Origin of the sequence: Arcobacter ellisii, from assembly GCF_003544915.1 — a bacterium.
Taxonomy (GTDB): Bacteria; Campylobacterota; Campylobacteria; order Campylobacterales; family Arcobacteraceae; genus Aliarcobacter; species Aliarcobacter ellisii.
Genome location: NZ_CP032097.1, coordinates 440,925 through 455,658 on the forward strand (window position 1 = coordinate 440,925; position 14,734 = coordinate 455,658).

A 14,734-nucleotide genomic window follows, 5' to 3' on the forward strand; every position below is an offset into this window, starting at 1 on the left:
GAATAATAGCAAAATAATAGCTTAAATCTTCTTCAAATATCTTTATTTTGTTTGTTTGATTGAGCTCTTTTATGGTTACAAATTGGTTACAAAATCCCTTTTAAAGGGATTTTTGATTAGATAGAGATTGACAAATTATTTGCTAGATTAAAAGTGTTGATGTTACTAATTAACACAAACTATTTTATAAATAATGATTGAACAGATAATTGTGATAAATTAATGATTGTATCAATGTTTATTACGGGAATAAAAAATACAATAGCTGAACCAATTCCACCCAAAATTGTTAAGATTGCAACAAATGCAATTGCATAAGTTGAAACTCTTTTATCATTAAATTCTTCTGTTTCAATATAATGAACTGAAGGATAAAAATACATCATTGCAATAAGTTTAAAATAGTAATAAACAGATACAATAGTTGCAATAATTGCAACTATTGTAAGTACAGTATAACCTGCATTTATAGCTTCTGTAAATACATAAAATTTACCAATAAATCCTATTGTTGAAGGTATTCCTGCAAGTGAAAATAAAAATATTGTCATCATTGCAGCTAAAAAAGGTCTTTGTTTTGCTAAACCTTTAAAATCATCATATGTAACTTTTACATTTGTTTCTGAAATAATATGAGAAGCTAATCCAAATGCACCAAGAGCAGATAATAAATAGGCAATTAAATAAAACATAATTGCATAAGCGGAGTCAATATTAATTAGTTGATTATCTTTATATCCAAGAGCAATAAAAGCTAAAAGTAAATAACCTGTATGAACTATAGATGAAGCTGCTAACATTCTTTTTACTATTTGTTGTGTAATTGCAAGCCAAGTTCCAAATACTAAAGTAAAAATAATTATTATTGAAATGATACCATCCCAAAAATCAATAATAGGTGCTATATATCCTAAAATTATTCGTAAGAAAAATGAAAAAATTGCAATTTTAAATGTCGATGCCATATAAGCAGTGATAATCATAGGTGCGCCCCTATAAACATCCAATAACCAAGATTGGAAAGGAAACGCTGCTATTTTGAATAGGAATGTAAATAAAATTAGAGTAAATCCAATATAAACTAAAACCATATTTTGTGAATCAGCATTATTTATAAATATTAAAATATCAGCTAAATTTGTACTTGTCGTTGCACCAAAAATTAGAACTACACCTAAAAGATAAAAAGCTCCAATAAATGAACCTAAAACTAGATATTTAAAAATTGCTTCAACTCTTTTTGTATCATCAGAGTTGTATCCAACCATAATATAAACAGAAAAAGAGGCAATTTCAAGGGCAATATAAGCTGTTACTAACTCATTTGAGTGTGCTAATATCATCATTCCAAAAAGAGCAAATAATAATAAAGAGAAAAATTCCCCTTTAAAATAACTTCTATGTTGAAAATAGTGTTCACCAATTAGTAAAGTTAGTAATGTTCCAGCAATTAATAATATATTGAAAAAATTTGAAAAACTATCAAACGTTAAAACATCATTTAAAAAATGTGGAAAAGGTTGAACTGAATATGAACTATTTATATTCAGTAGTGTAAATCCTAATGCAATAATCAAAAAGAATGATGAAACAACGATGAAATTTTTAACACTAAATCTTTCATACATACTCATAAACATAAGAACCATTGCTCCAAGTAGGATTATTAAACTTGGAATTAGATACAAAAATTGATTCATTTTGCTGCTCCAATATGTAAGATGTCATTTAAGTAATGAGTAACGGTTGGTTCAAATTTATTAATAAAAATTTCTGGATAAAGACCCATTAAAAATACAAGAATAACCCAAGGAATTAATCCAATTATCTCTTTTATTTTTAAATCTCTCATTGTAAGTTCAGCAGAGCCTTCAGGTCTATCTTGCAAAATTGCTCTTTGAAACATCCACAACATATAAGAAGCTCCAATAATAACTGTAAGTGCAGCTACATATCCTAAAGATGTATTAAATTCATAAATTCCAAAAATTATAAGTAATTCTGAAACAAAACCATTAGTTCCAGGTAATCCTACATTTGAAAATAACATAACAGCAAAAATAAAAGTAAATATTGGTGCCTTTTTTGCAATTCCACCTAAATCTTTAATTGTTTTAAATCCTGTTTGTTCTTGTAATAATCCAACAAGTAAAAATAGTGCACCAGTTGCGATTGCGTGAGCAATTATTAAATATAATGCTCCATTTATTCCATATGAGTTTAAAGAAAAAATACCAGCAGATATAAAACTTAAATGTGAAGCAGAAGAATAAGCAAACATCCTTTTAATGTCATCTTGCATAAGTGCAGCAATTCCAAAATAGATAAGCCCAAATAGACCAATTGCTACAAACCAAGTTGAAAATTCAACATAAATATCTGGAAAAATTGGAATCATAAATCTAACAATTGCATAAACTCCAAGTTTAGCCATAATTGAAGACAATAAAAATACTGCACCAGTTGGAGCATTTTTATATGTTTCCATAATCCAAGTATGAAGAGGGAAAATTGGAATTTTTATTGCAAATGCAGCTAAAAATGCTAAAAATAACCATACTTTTGTATTGTAATCAATCGTTGTAATTGTCATTAATTTATCATATGCAAAAGACCAAGTTCCAAATTCATTGTGATATGCAACTCCTAAATATAAAATTGCAATAAACATTAAAAGAGAACCAACCATTGTATAAACAGTTACTTTAATAGTTGTAAAAACTCTATTTCCAAAACCATATTGTCCAATTAATAAAAAAACTGGTAAAAGCATAACTTCCCAAAAGAAATAAAACAGAACAACATCTAAAGCTAGAACAGCACCAGTAACTCCTGTTTGAACTAAAAGCATATTTATCCAATAACCTTTAGTTTTTCCTTCCCATAAAAGTAAATATGAAGTTGGTATTAAAATTGCAATCATCATTAAAATTGTAAGAGAAAATCCATCTAATCCAATATAATAATTAATTCCATAACTCTCAATCCAAGGTACATTTGTTAGAAATTGCATACCTGATGTTGGTTCAAATTCTATATAAATTTTTAAAACAAGTGCAAGAATAACAGTTGTAGTCAAAAAAGCTATATTTCTGATTGTGTTAACATCTCTTGTTGTTATCATCAAACCAAAAGCAACAACTGCAGGTAAAAATATAATAAATGAAAGAATATCTGCACTCATATTATAATCCTAAAGTAATATATAAATATACAAAAATGCAAGTCATACCAACTAACATAAATGCTGCGTAAAATCTAACATTTGCATTTTGTATCATTGCAACTTTTTTACCAATATTTATAAATGTTGTTGATGAACTCATTATAAATGCATCAATAATTTTATCATCAATAATTTTGTCTATAAAAGTTGATAAAGCTTTTGTTGGTTGAACAAATAATGAATCATAAATTTCATCAATATAAAATTTATTTCCAATAAATCCAATCTCTTTCTCTGGTTTTGATAAATCAAAATTTGCATATTTTGCATAAGCTGCCATAATTCCTGTTGCTGCAACAATTATTGATAACGCCATCAATACATATTCAGTTGTATGGTCCATATGAATATGTTTTGAATTTAATTGAGAAAGCCAAGTATCAACAAAATGATTTCCTCCAAAAATTGCAGGAAGATTTAAAAAACCTGCTCCAATTGCACCAATTGCTAAAATTAATAAAGGAATAGTAATAGTTTTTGATGTATAAACATACTCTTCATTGTGATGATTTGGTGCAACAAAAACAATAAAATACATTCTAAACATATAATAAGCTGTCAAAAATGCTGTAAATAGTGCAATTGCCCAAATTAGATATTGCCCTTCTTGAAATGCTGCTGCTAAAATTGCATCTTTTGAGAAAAATCCAGAAAATGGAGGTATTCCTGAAATTGCAATAACTCCCACTAAAAAAGTAAATCCAATAATTGGAAGATTTGCTCTATGTTTTGCAATTTTAAAGATATTTTGTTCATGGTGTAGAGCGATAATAATTCCTCCTGCTCCCATAAATAACATAGCTTTAAAAAATGCGTGAGTAAATACATGGAAAAGCCCAGTTGAATAAAATCCAAGACCAACAGCAATAAACATATAACCTAATTGACTCATTGTTGAATATGCAAGTATTTTTTTAATATCCGTTTGACGTGTAGCTATAATTGCAGCTAGTAGAGCTGAAATGGCTCCAATATAAGCAATAAATAAACCAATTTCTTCAATTCCACTATATAAAAAGTGAAATCTTGCAACCATGTAAACCCCAGCTGTTACCATTGTTGCTGCATGAATTAAAGCTGAAATTGGTGTTGGTCCTGCCATTGCATCAGGAAGCCAAACATAAAGTGGAATTTGTGCTGATTTTCCCATTGCTCCAACAAATAATAAAAACCCTGAGATTACCAATAATTCATTTGAAACATTTGATATATTTGCTTCAATTGTTCCAAATGATAAATCAACTTGACCTAATGCAAAAAATAGAGTTACAACTCCTAGTAAAAAACCAAAATCTCCAACTCTATTTACTATAAATGCTTTATTAGCTGCAAGAACATTCTCTTTGTTCCCATAATAGAATTTGATTAGAAGATATGAACAAACTCCAACACCTTCCCAACCGATAAATAAGATTATTGGATTATCTGCTAAAACTAATATTAACATTGAAGCTAAGAAGAGGTTAAAATAAGCAAAGAACTTACCAAATCCTTCATCATTTTTCATGTAACCAATTGCATAAATATGGATTAACCAACCTACAAAAGTTACAAACATTGACATAAATATTGAAAGATTATCTCCTAAAAAATTCATTTCAATATTTAACTTTTCTACATTTAACCATGTAAAAATATGTTGTTTAAATATAACTTTCTCTTCTAACATTTGAAGAAATAAATTAAGAGTTATTAAAAATGAGATTAAAGGCGTAATTGTTCCAATTAGTGCAAAATATATCTCTGATACTTTTTGCTTTTTTATATGATAAAAATATAAAAAAGCATTTGCTATTGCTCCTAATAATGGAGCTAAAATAATCCAAACTAATAAAGAGGTATTCATGATTTTTCCCCTTGTGAAAGAGTTGTAAAGATATCAGTATCAAGAGATTTTCTTGATCTATATAATAAAATTATTACAGATAGAAAAATCGCAGCTTCTGCAGCAGCAATAGATATAACCATAACTGTAATTATTTGAGGATCTAAATTAAAATGATATCTTGCAAATGTAACTAAAAATAAGTTGATTCCATTTAGCATCATTTCAATTGACATATAAATAACAAAAATATTTTTTCTTGAAATAACACCAATTGCCCCAATAGAAAATAACATCATTGAAACAAATGCATAGGATGTTAGTGAAATCATGTCTAATCCTCCTTACTATTTAGTTTAGATTTTCTTTTTTTTGCAAGAACAACTGAACCTACAAGAGCTATTAGAAGTAAAATAGAGATTAACTCAAAAGAGATAATCCAATTATTATATAGTTCAAGTCCAACAGGTTTTATATCCCCAAAATCACTTTCACTTATTGATAAATCTTTTGAAGGTAGATTTGAAATAGCTTTTAAAACTAAAATATTTAAAGGTATCATAATAGCAACACCTAAAGCAATAAGTTTATATTTGTTTGGTTCTTTTGGTAAATCTTCATCTTTGATATTTAAAAACATCAAAATAAAAAGAATTAAAGTCATAATAGCTCCTGCATAAACTATTATTTGAACTAAAAATAAAAAAGTTGCATTTAAAAGAGCGAACATTCCAGCAACACTCATCATTGTAACTAGAACACCAAGTGCACTATACATTGGACTTTGGTAAACAATCATAGCAATAGCCCCAGTTATAGCAAAAAATGCTAAGGCAATAAAAATTAAATCAGCCATTATTCTAAATCCTTTGCTCTTTCATTAGCCATTAAAGCTTTTTTATCTAAGACAAAATCTTCTCTTTTTGAACCTGTGAATGAAAAAATTCCAGTATCCATTCTAATTGCATCACAAGGACAAGCTTCAACACAATATCCACAAAAAACACACTCTAGTAAATCAATTTTAAACTCTTTTGGTCTTTTTTCATTGTGTTCATCAAATCTCTCTTCTGCTTCTATAAAAATACATTCAGCAGGGCATGCTGTTGCACACATAAAACAAGCAACACATTTTTCACTTCCATCATCAAATTTTGTAAGTCTATGAACACCTCTATATCTTTCATTCAAATCAGTTGGTTGAACTTCTGGATATTGCATAGTTTTTAAATTATCAATATCACTTAAATTTTTTATGAAATGTTTAAAAGTTGTTTTCATTCCTCCTGCAATTGCAGGTAAATATAACTTATCTTTAAATGATTTTCCATATCTTGGTACTACTTTTATTGCCATTTTATTTTCCTACTACAACTATAATCGCAGTAACTACGATATTTAAAAGAGCTAATGGAATTAAAACTTTCCAACCCAACATTTGTAATTGATCATATCTAAATCTTAAAACAGTCCATCTAACCCAAATATAAACAAATGCCATCATAAAAAATTTAATTAAAAAAGTTCCTACTTGAATTACTGCAGTTGTAATATTTACACCATTTGTCCCAAGTCCTGTAAGTAAAAATGAGATTAAAAGAGCAACTACAACAAAACAAATTGACCAAAATGCAATAGTTAAAATTTTTGTCTCTTTTTCTCTACTTTTATTTTCACCAATTGCTTTATTATTTTTTTTCATCCATCTTGTAAAAAAGAAAATTTTTAATGGAAGTATTATAATAATTGCTAAAATAACATAATTTATATTACTTTGAATTTGGTGAGTATCTAACCAAGGAATTTGATAACCTCCGAAAAATAAAGTCACAATTAAAGCACTTGAAGCACTCATTGCAGCATATTCACCAACTTGAAAAAGACCAAATTTCATTGCACTATATTCTGTATGATAACCTGCAACTAATTCTGATTCACCTTCTGCTAAGTCAAAAGGAGCTCTATTTGTTTCTGCAAATGCACAAACTATAAAGATAATTGCTGCAAGTGGTTGAATAAATATTCCCCACATTGGAATAAAACCAAGATAAGTTCCACTTTGTGCATTTACCATATCTGTTAAATGAATTGAACCATAAGAGATAATCATAGAAATAATAGCAAGTCCCATGGCTGCTTCGTATGAAATAACTTGAGCACTAGCTCTAATTGATCCTAAAAGTCCATATTTGCTCCCAGAAGAGTAACCTCCAAGAATTATTCCATAAACACTAAGTCCAGCAAATGCTATAAACCACATAATTCCTAGTTCATTTGGAATAGCTTGCATAATATTTTCTTTTCCATCTATAACTAAAACATCAGCAAATGGAATAACTGCAAAAGTTAAAAAAGAACATAAAAATACAATTACAGGAGCAACTGTAAAGAAAAATTTATATCTAATATGAGAAGGAGTAAAATCCTCTTTAAAAACAAGTTTTAACATATCTGCAAAACTTTGAATTAATCCTCCAAGTCTAAAAGGTCCAATATTACATCTATTTGGTCCACTTCTATCTTGCATAAATCCTGATACTCTTCTCTCCCACCAAACAAATAAAGGAGTTAATCCAACTGCTAATAATGCAGCTATTACAATATTTACTATAATTATAATTGTGCTACTCATAGAGTTCCTTTTTCAATCATAGATTTAAGATTTTCTATAATTGTTGTTATAGTTTGCATTGGATTATTTTTATTCATTTTTGAAATAACTTTTTGTTTAATTCCATCGCAGTTGATATAAGTTCCAGATTTTTCATAAAATGAAGCAACAGGAACAGCAATGTTTGAATAACCAATTGTAAGACAAAGATGACTGAAAAAAGAGATAACTTTTTTATTTTCTAATAATTTTGTATTGTTTTCAAAAAAATCATTTTCAATTATTACTACTAAAGAAGCACTATTTAAACTATTTTCAAAATACTCTTTTGTTTCATCTATATTTAATTCTTTAAAAGAGGCTCTATTTGAAGTTTTATCTTTTTGTCTTAAATAATCATCTCCAAAATTTTCATCAATTGTGTTTGGTGAATATCCTGATAAATTAATATTTAATTTTGTTGCTAAATTTTTTACATTTAACATCTCTTCATAAGAAAGATTTGCACTTAATACTATTAAAATATTTTTGTTTGTTGTTAATTCTTTAAAAATATTTGCAATAGTTGTATTTATATCTGAGATATTTTTATTAACTAAAGGAGTTTCAAATCTTTTTTCATTCTCTTTTGAATAAGACAGACGTCCTTCATCACACATAAACCAACCATTTATTGCTTTATTAACTCTTGGTCTAAATCTAAAAATTTGGTCATCTTTATATTTTTCTTTTCTATGGTCAACAAAAATATTACAACCTTTTGAACAACCATTACAAATTGAATCAAAAGTTTCTAAAAACCAAACCCTTTGTTTAAATCTAAAATCTTTATTTGTTAAAGCACCAACAGGACATAAATCAATAACATTCATGGCATAAGGATTATTTAATGGTCGTCCTGGAAAAATTCCAATAACTGAGTGGTCTGCCCGACTAATAACACCTAATTCATTTGTTTTTGTAATATCAGAACAGAATCTTACACATCTTGTACAAAGTACACATCTTTCTTGATCCAACATAACATTAGACCCAATATCAACTCTTTTTCTTGCATGATTTTTTGAATCAACATTTATTCTTGATTCATAAAAACCTGATTCCATGTAGTAATCTTGTAGTTTACACTCTCCAGCTTGGTCGCAAGTAGGACAGTCAATTGGATGATTTATAAGTTCAAGTTCAAGAATTTCTCGTCTAACTTTTTCGATATTCTCGCCTTTAGTTCTTACAATCATCCCATCTTTTATAGGAGTATCACAAGCAATTTGGGGTCTTTTTTGACCTTCAATTTCAACCATACACATTCTACAGTTTCCATCTTTTCCTAATGCTTGATGATAACAAAAGTGAGGGATATGAATGCTCTCATCCAGTAACTTATCAATCAACAAGCTACCTTTAGTAGCTTGCATCTGTACACCATTGATTGTAACACTTACTATCTCAGCCATAAACACCCCTTAGACTTAAGTTTTTTTTGTTTTTTAATTACCTGTATATAATTGTCTTGGTCTTGCAATTTTGTGTTTTGGATCTTGTTTTAATTCAGACCATTGTGCTAACCATCCTGGCGTTCTACCAATAACGAAGATTGGAGTAAACATCTCAACAGGAATTTTTAAAGCAGTTAAAATTACACCAGAATAGAAGTCAATATTTGGATATAAACCTCTTTCTTTGAAGTAATCATCACTTAATGCTGCTTCTTCTACAGCTGCTGCAATATCAAGTAATTTAGAGTCTAGTTTTAACTCTTCTCTTAATTTGTCTTGTAATCCTTTTAATGTTTCAGCTCTTGGGTCTCTGTTTTTATAAACTCTGTGTCCGAATCCCATTAATCTAAATGGATCATTTTTATCTTTTGCTTTTGCAATATATGTTGGTACATTTTTAACATCACCAATTAATTTTAATTGATCCATAACTTTTTCATTAGCACCACCATGAGCAGATCCCCAAAGTGCAGAAATACCAGAAGCAATAGCAACATAAGGGTGAGCTTCAGTTGAACCAACGTTTCTTACAGTTGTTGTAGAAGCATTTTGTTCGTGATCAGCATGTAAAGTTAAAATAGCATCTAATGCATCGATTTCAACTTGTTTGATTTCATCATTTTTACCATCACCTAAATATTTCATTCTTCCACCTGGATATGCTCTTAACATATATAAGAAGTTTTCAGTGAAATATCTATTTACATCTGGATAAATTAGTGGAGTACCAATTGAATTTCTATAAGCCATAGCAGCAATAACTGGCATTTTAGCTAAGATTCTTCTTCTCATCATTTTAAATTGTTCTTCATCTTCTAAATGTAAGTGATCTTTATAAAATGCTGCAAGTGCCATAGTAGCAGCTCCCATAGTTGCCATTGGGTGAGCACCATCTGGTAATGCATCAAATAATCTAATGATTCCTTCATTTAAGAAAGATCTATGTCTGATTTCTAAATCGAAGTTTTTAGAAGCTTCAGGAGTTGGAAGTTTTCCTCTCATTAATAAATAAGAAACGTCTAAGAAAGAGTGTTTTCCAGCAAGTTCTGAAATATCATATCCTCTATATCTTAATTCTGAGTTTTCACCATCAATAAATGTGATTTTTGATTCACAAGATGCAGTTGAAGTATAACCAGGGTCATAAGTAAACATACCTGAATCTTTATAAAAAGTAGATATATCTACAACGCTTGGTCCTCTTGTACCATCTATAATGTTATATTCATATGATTTACCATTTCTATTGTCTGTCAACGTCATTGTATTTTTTGCCATTATTTCTTTTCTCCTATAAATAAATTAAATTTTAGTTTTTTAAATATGTTTTAAATTCGTCTGGGAATTTTTTAATAATACTTGAAATGATATCTTTTACTGCTGGTGCAAAAACACAAATTGTTTTTCCATTCATAGTATTACAAACATCAAGTATAGTTTTTAAATCTTCGTTTGAAGCATCACCATTTAAGATTTTTCTTAAAATCTTATCTATCCATCCTGTACCCTCTCTACAAGGTGTACATTGACCACAAGACTCATGGTGATAAAATTCTATAATATTTTTTGCTACATCAACCATAGATGTATCTTCATCAATTACTATCATTCCTCCTGTACCTAAAGTTGAACCAATATCCCACATTGATTCATAGTCTAATACGGCCTTTTCTACTTCAGAAGCGGTTAGTATTGGACAAGATGAACCTCCTGGAATAATTGCTTTTAATTTTTTCCCATCTTTCATTCCACCACCAAGAATATTTAGAAAATCTATCATCTTATTTCCATATTCCATTTCATAAACACCTGGATTATTAACAGGTCCTGAAATAGCAAAAAGCATAGTTCCTGGTGATTTTTCTGTACCATATTTTGTATAACCTTGCGCTCCATTTTCTACAATATTTGGAACAGAGGCAATTGTTTCTACATTATTTACAGTTGCTGGATTATCAAAGAACCATTCACACTCTTTACCATGTGGTTTAAGTCTTGGATGTCCACGTTTTCCCTCAAGTGATTCTATAAGTGCAGATTTTTCTCCACAAATATAAGCTCCACCACCTCTGTGAACTGTAATATCAAGTTTAAAATCATATTTGTCCATGATTTTATCACCAATTATTCTATTTTCGTAAGCTTCTTTTATCGCTTCGTTTACTCTATCAATAAAAAATTTGTATTCACCTCTTATATAAATATAAGCATGGTGGGCATTTATTGCATAACAAGTGCAGATAATTCCTTCTATTAAAAGATGTGGGTCATATTGAAAAATTTGTCTATCTTTAAAAGTTCCTGGTTCACTCTCATCCCCATTTACTATTAAATATCTAGGACGTTCATCAACTGGTGGCATAAGTTCCCATTTTGGTCCACAAGGAGCACCACCACCACCTTTTCCTCTAAGTCCAGATTTAGTTACTTCAGCAGTAACTTCATCAGGAGTCATAGTAAAAAGTTTATCAATTGAAGAGTATCTACCATTTTCTAGAGCAACTTCAAGCTTATGTGAATTTGGAATGTCAAAATTTTTACTTACAATTTTAGTTATCATTTTTGCACTCCTTTATAAGTTCATCAACTTTTTCTTTAGTTAATTTTTCGTGATACTCTCCATTTAATGCAAACATAGGTGCACCTCCACAAGCTCCAAGACACTCAACTTCACTTAATGTAAATAAGCCATCTTCACTTGTTTGTCCTGCATCAATACCAATAGTTTCTTTTATATGTTGTTTTAATTCACGGCTTCCACATAACATACAAGAAACAGTTTTACAAAGTTCAATATGATATTTGCCAATTGGTTTTAAATTAAACATTGTATAAAAAGTTGCAACTTCATATACTTGAATAGGAGTTTTTCCTAATTTTTCAGCTACGTAAACCATAGCCTCAGGACTTACCCATCCCTCTTGTTCTTGAACTAGCCAAAGAGCTGGTAACATACAAGAATCAATTTTTGGATATCTACTTACATACTCTTGGAATTTTGCTTCATTCTCAGGTGTGTATTGAAATTTACTCATCTATCAAACTCCCCTGCAATAAAATTCATACTAGCCATCGTAACAACAGCATCAGCAAGCATACCACCTTCAACAATTTTCGAATAAGCTGCTAGTGAATAAAAACATGGTGGTCTACATTTAACTTTATAAGGTCTTCCACTTCCATCACTAACTATAAAAAATCCTAATTCACCATTTGCAGCTTCAGTTGAAGAATAATACTCACCTTTTGGAACTTTAATTCCTTCAAAAGTAAGTTTAAACTGGTTCATTAATCCTTCAATATTTCCATAAACATCTTTTTTTGAAGGAAGTAACACGCCTGGTGCATCAACATTTATAGCACCATCTGGAAGATTTTTCATTGCTTGTTTAATGATTCTAATAGATTGTTTCATCTCTTCAAATCTACACATCATTCGGTCATATACATCCCCATGACTTCCAATTACTACATCAAAATCAAAGTTTTCGTAACCATAATAAGGCAAATCTTTTCTTAAATCGTGTGCAACACCAGCTGCTCTTAAATTTGGTCCAGATATCCCATTTCTTAATGCAAAATCTGCTTTTATAACCCCCACATCTTGAGTTCTATCTAAGAAGATTTTATTATGTGCAATTAATGATAAAGCATCATCAATTGCAATTTCAACATCTTTTAAAACATCAAATAAATCTTCATTAAAGCCATCATACAAATCAAACTCTAATCCACCAATTCTAGTATATGTATTTGTAAGTCTTGCACCAGTTAATTTTGATAATAATTCATAAGCTTTATCTCTTGGAGCAAATAGATACCAAAAGTTTGTAAGTCCACCAAGGTCAACCATATTTGCTGCGTTACAAACTAGATGATCGATGATTCTGCTTAACTCTCCAATTATAACTCTTATCATTTTGGCTCTTGGAGTTATATCAATTCCAAGCATCTCTTCAACAGCTTTTGAATATCCAATATTATTTAAAATAGCACTACAATAGTTCAATCTATCAGTATATGGAATAATTTGAGAATAGGTATGATTTTCACAAGATTTTTCAAAACCTCTGTGTAAATACCCAATCTCAGTAACACAAGCAGTGATAGTTTCACCTTCCATAGCAACAAAATTTCTAATTGTTCCATGTGATGCTGGATGAGAAGGTCCAACATTTAAAAGCATTAAATCTTTTATCTCTTCATCATCATAATCTTTAGATTTAAGTAAAGGTAACATTTCATCCATCAAATCTTCAGTATTAGTACAGATTTGCCCTTTTGTTGTCTCATAATCTTTTCTTAGAGGATGACCAACAAATTGATGATGATTTAAAACCCTTTTTAAGTTAGGATGACCAATAAATTTTATTCCATATTGGTCATAAGTTTCTCTTTCCGCCCAATTTGCTGATTCATATAAATCACAAAGAGAATCGATTTCTAAAGTTTCATCATTTATAAAAGATTTAATAGAAATTTGTTTTTTAAAAGTTTCATCTCTTAATATGTAAACAACTGCAAATCTTGAAGGAGTAATATCTGGAAATTTAGAGTAGTCAATTGCTGTAATATCAAGCAATATTGTATAATTTTCATCATTCTTAAGTTTAGAAATAGTCGATTTTAAATCTTTAGAATCGATTAACATATCACAATTAAACATCTAAAAATCCTTTATAATCTTTTACTCTATCTTTTAAAATCGACTCATCATTTGCTTTTTCTTGAATTCTTAAAATTGCATCAAGAACTGCTTCTGGTCTTGGAGGACAACCTGCAATGTATTCATCAACAGGAATTATTTGATCAATTCCTTGAACAGTTGTATAGTTATCATAAAAACCTCCACTACAAGCACAAGCTCCCATAGAAATAACCCATTTTGGTTCACACATTTGTTCATATATTTTTTTCAAAATCGGTGCTTGTTTGTATGAAATAGTTCCTGCAACTATTAATAAATCTGCTTGTCTTGGAGAAAATCTTACTACTTCTGCTCCAAATCTTGATAAATCATATTTTGAACCAGCAACAGCCATAAATTCGATACCACAACAAGCAGTTCCAAATGCCATTGGCCAAAGTGAATATGATCTTCCCCAGTTTATAGCGTGATCAAGTCTAGTTGTAACTATAGAATCACCTAATTTTGATTCAACTCCTAATCCCATGATAGCGCCTTTTTCTTATAGATATAAATTAATCCAGCAAACAATAATCCCATAAATATAAACATTTTAACAAGACCATAATATCCTAATTCAGCCACATTTACTGCCCATGGAAACATAAAAACAATTTCCACATCAAATAATAAAAAGGAGATGGCAACTAAATAAAACTTCACAGAAAATCTAATATTTGTATTTCCAACAGGATTCGTAATACCACTTTCGTAAACACTATTTTTTATTTCTGAATTTTCATTTTTAGGGCCTATAAATCTAGTTAAAACAAATACACCAGAAAGAATAAGTCCTATAGAAACAAAAATAACAGAAGCCAATATTAATTCAGTCGACATTTTATTTCCTATTTATTAATATTATAAATTGATTGTACACTTTTTTTTT

At 29.3% G+C, this 14,734-nt stretch carries 14 protein-coding genes; all 14 read right to left on the minus strand.

The genetic code is table 11. The annotated features are described in order from the left end of the window. Nucleotides 1–179 precede the first annotated feature (179 nt). The 14 genes from AELL_RS02265 to AELL_RS02330 are packed head-to-tail and all read right to left on the minus strand — an operon-like array spanning nt 180 to nt 14,685. The gene (locus tag AELL_RS02265) at nt 180–1,700 is read right to left on the minus strand and encodes an NADH-quinone oxidoreductase subunit N (protein ID WP_118916385.1); all 1,521 of its coding nucleotides are present in this window, start codon (nt 1,698–1,700) and stop codon (nt 180–182) included. Then, nucleotides 1,697–3,184 carry a complex I subunit 4 family protein gene (locus AELL_RS02270; RefSeq protein WP_118916386.1) on the minus strand — a complete coding sequence of 496 codons (1,488 nt, stop codon included), beginning with the start codon at nt 3,182–3,184 and terminating at the stop codon, nt 1,697–1,699. The genes AELL_RS02265 and AELL_RS02270 overlap by 4 nt, the downstream gene beginning before the upstream one ends. A gap of 1 nt (nt 3,185) precedes the next feature. Further along, entirely contained in the window at nt 3,186–5,072 is a 1,887-nt protein-coding gene (gene nuoL / locus AELL_RS02275) for an NADH-quinone oxidoreductase subunit L (RefSeq protein WP_118916387.1), read from the minus strand. Further along, nucleotides 5,069–5,383 (minus strand): NADH-quinone oxidoreductase subunit NuoK, encoded by a 315-nt coding sequence (nuoK, locus tag AELL_RS02280; RefSeq protein WP_118916388.1) that lies wholly within the window; start codon nt 5,381–5,383, stop codon nt 5,069–5,071. The genes nuoL and nuoK overlap by 4 nt, the downstream gene beginning before the upstream one ends. Before the next feature lie 2 nt (nt 5,384–5,385). Then, nucleotides 5,386–5,907, minus strand: a complete 522-nt coding sequence (locus AELL_RS02285) for an NADH-quinone oxidoreductase subunit J family protein (protein ID WP_118916389.1) — start codon at nt 5,905–5,907, stop codon at nt 5,386–5,388. After that, complete coding sequence (locus tag AELL_RS02290; RefSeq protein ID WP_118916390.1) at nt 5,907–6,407, minus strand: NuoI/complex I 23 kDa subunit family protein; 501 nt, start codon at nt 6,405–6,407, stop codon at nt 5,907–5,909. The genes AELL_RS02285 and AELL_RS02290 overlap by 1 nt, the downstream gene beginning before the upstream one ends. 1 nt (nt 6,408) lies before the next feature. After that, nucleotides 6,409–7,683 (minus strand): complex I subunit 1/NuoH family protein, encoded by a 1,275-nt coding sequence (locus AELL_RS02295; RefSeq protein WP_118916391.1) that lies wholly within the window; start codon nt 7,681–7,683, stop codon nt 6,409–6,411. Continuing rightward, complete coding sequence (locus AELL_RS02300) at nt 7,680–9,116, minus strand: NADH-quinone oxidoreductase subunit G (protein WP_118916392.1); 1,437 nt, start codon at nt 9,114–9,116, stop codon at nt 7,680–7,682. The genes AELL_RS02295 and AELL_RS02300 overlap by 4 nt, the downstream gene beginning before the upstream one ends. A gap of 33 nt (nt 9,117–9,149) precedes the next feature. Next, on the minus strand, nt 9,150–10,436 hold the full coding sequence (locus AELL_RS02305) for a citrate synthase (RefSeq protein ID WP_118916393.1): 1,287 nt from the start codon (nt 10,434–10,436) through the stop codon (nt 9,150–9,152). A gap of 31 nt (nt 10,437–10,467) precedes the next feature. Continuing rightward, entirely contained in the window at nt 10,468–11,718 is a 1,251-nt protein-coding gene (gene nuoF / locus AELL_RS02310; protein WP_118916394.1) for an NADH-quinone oxidoreductase subunit NuoF, read from the minus strand. Beyond that, a complete protein-coding gene (gene nuoE / locus AELL_RS02315; protein ID WP_118916395.1) occupies nt 11,708–12,193 on the minus strand; it encodes an NADH-quinone oxidoreductase subunit NuoE in 486 nt (161 codons plus the stop codon). Before nuoE ends, nuoF begins: the two co-directional genes overlap by 11 nt. Further along, complete coding sequence (locus tag AELL_RS02320; protein ID WP_118916396.1) at nt 12,190–13,824, minus strand: NADH-quinone oxidoreductase subunit D; 1,635 nt, start codon at nt 13,822–13,824, stop codon at nt 12,190–12,192. The genes nuoE and AELL_RS02320 overlap by 4 nt, the downstream gene beginning before the upstream one ends. Then, entirely contained in the window at nt 13,817–14,332 is a 516-nt protein-coding gene (locus AELL_RS02325; protein ID WP_118916397.1) for an NADH-quinone oxidoreductase subunit B, read from the minus strand. The genes AELL_RS02320 and AELL_RS02325 overlap by 8 nt, the downstream gene beginning before the upstream one ends. Then, nucleotides 14,323–14,685 (minus strand): NADH-quinone oxidoreductase subunit A, encoded by a 363-nt coding sequence (locus AELL_RS02330; protein WP_118916398.1) that lies wholly within the window; start codon nt 14,683–14,685, stop codon nt 14,323–14,325. The genes AELL_RS02325 and AELL_RS02330 overlap by 10 nt, the downstream gene beginning before the upstream one ends. Nucleotides 14,686–14,734: the final 49 nt, after the last annotated feature.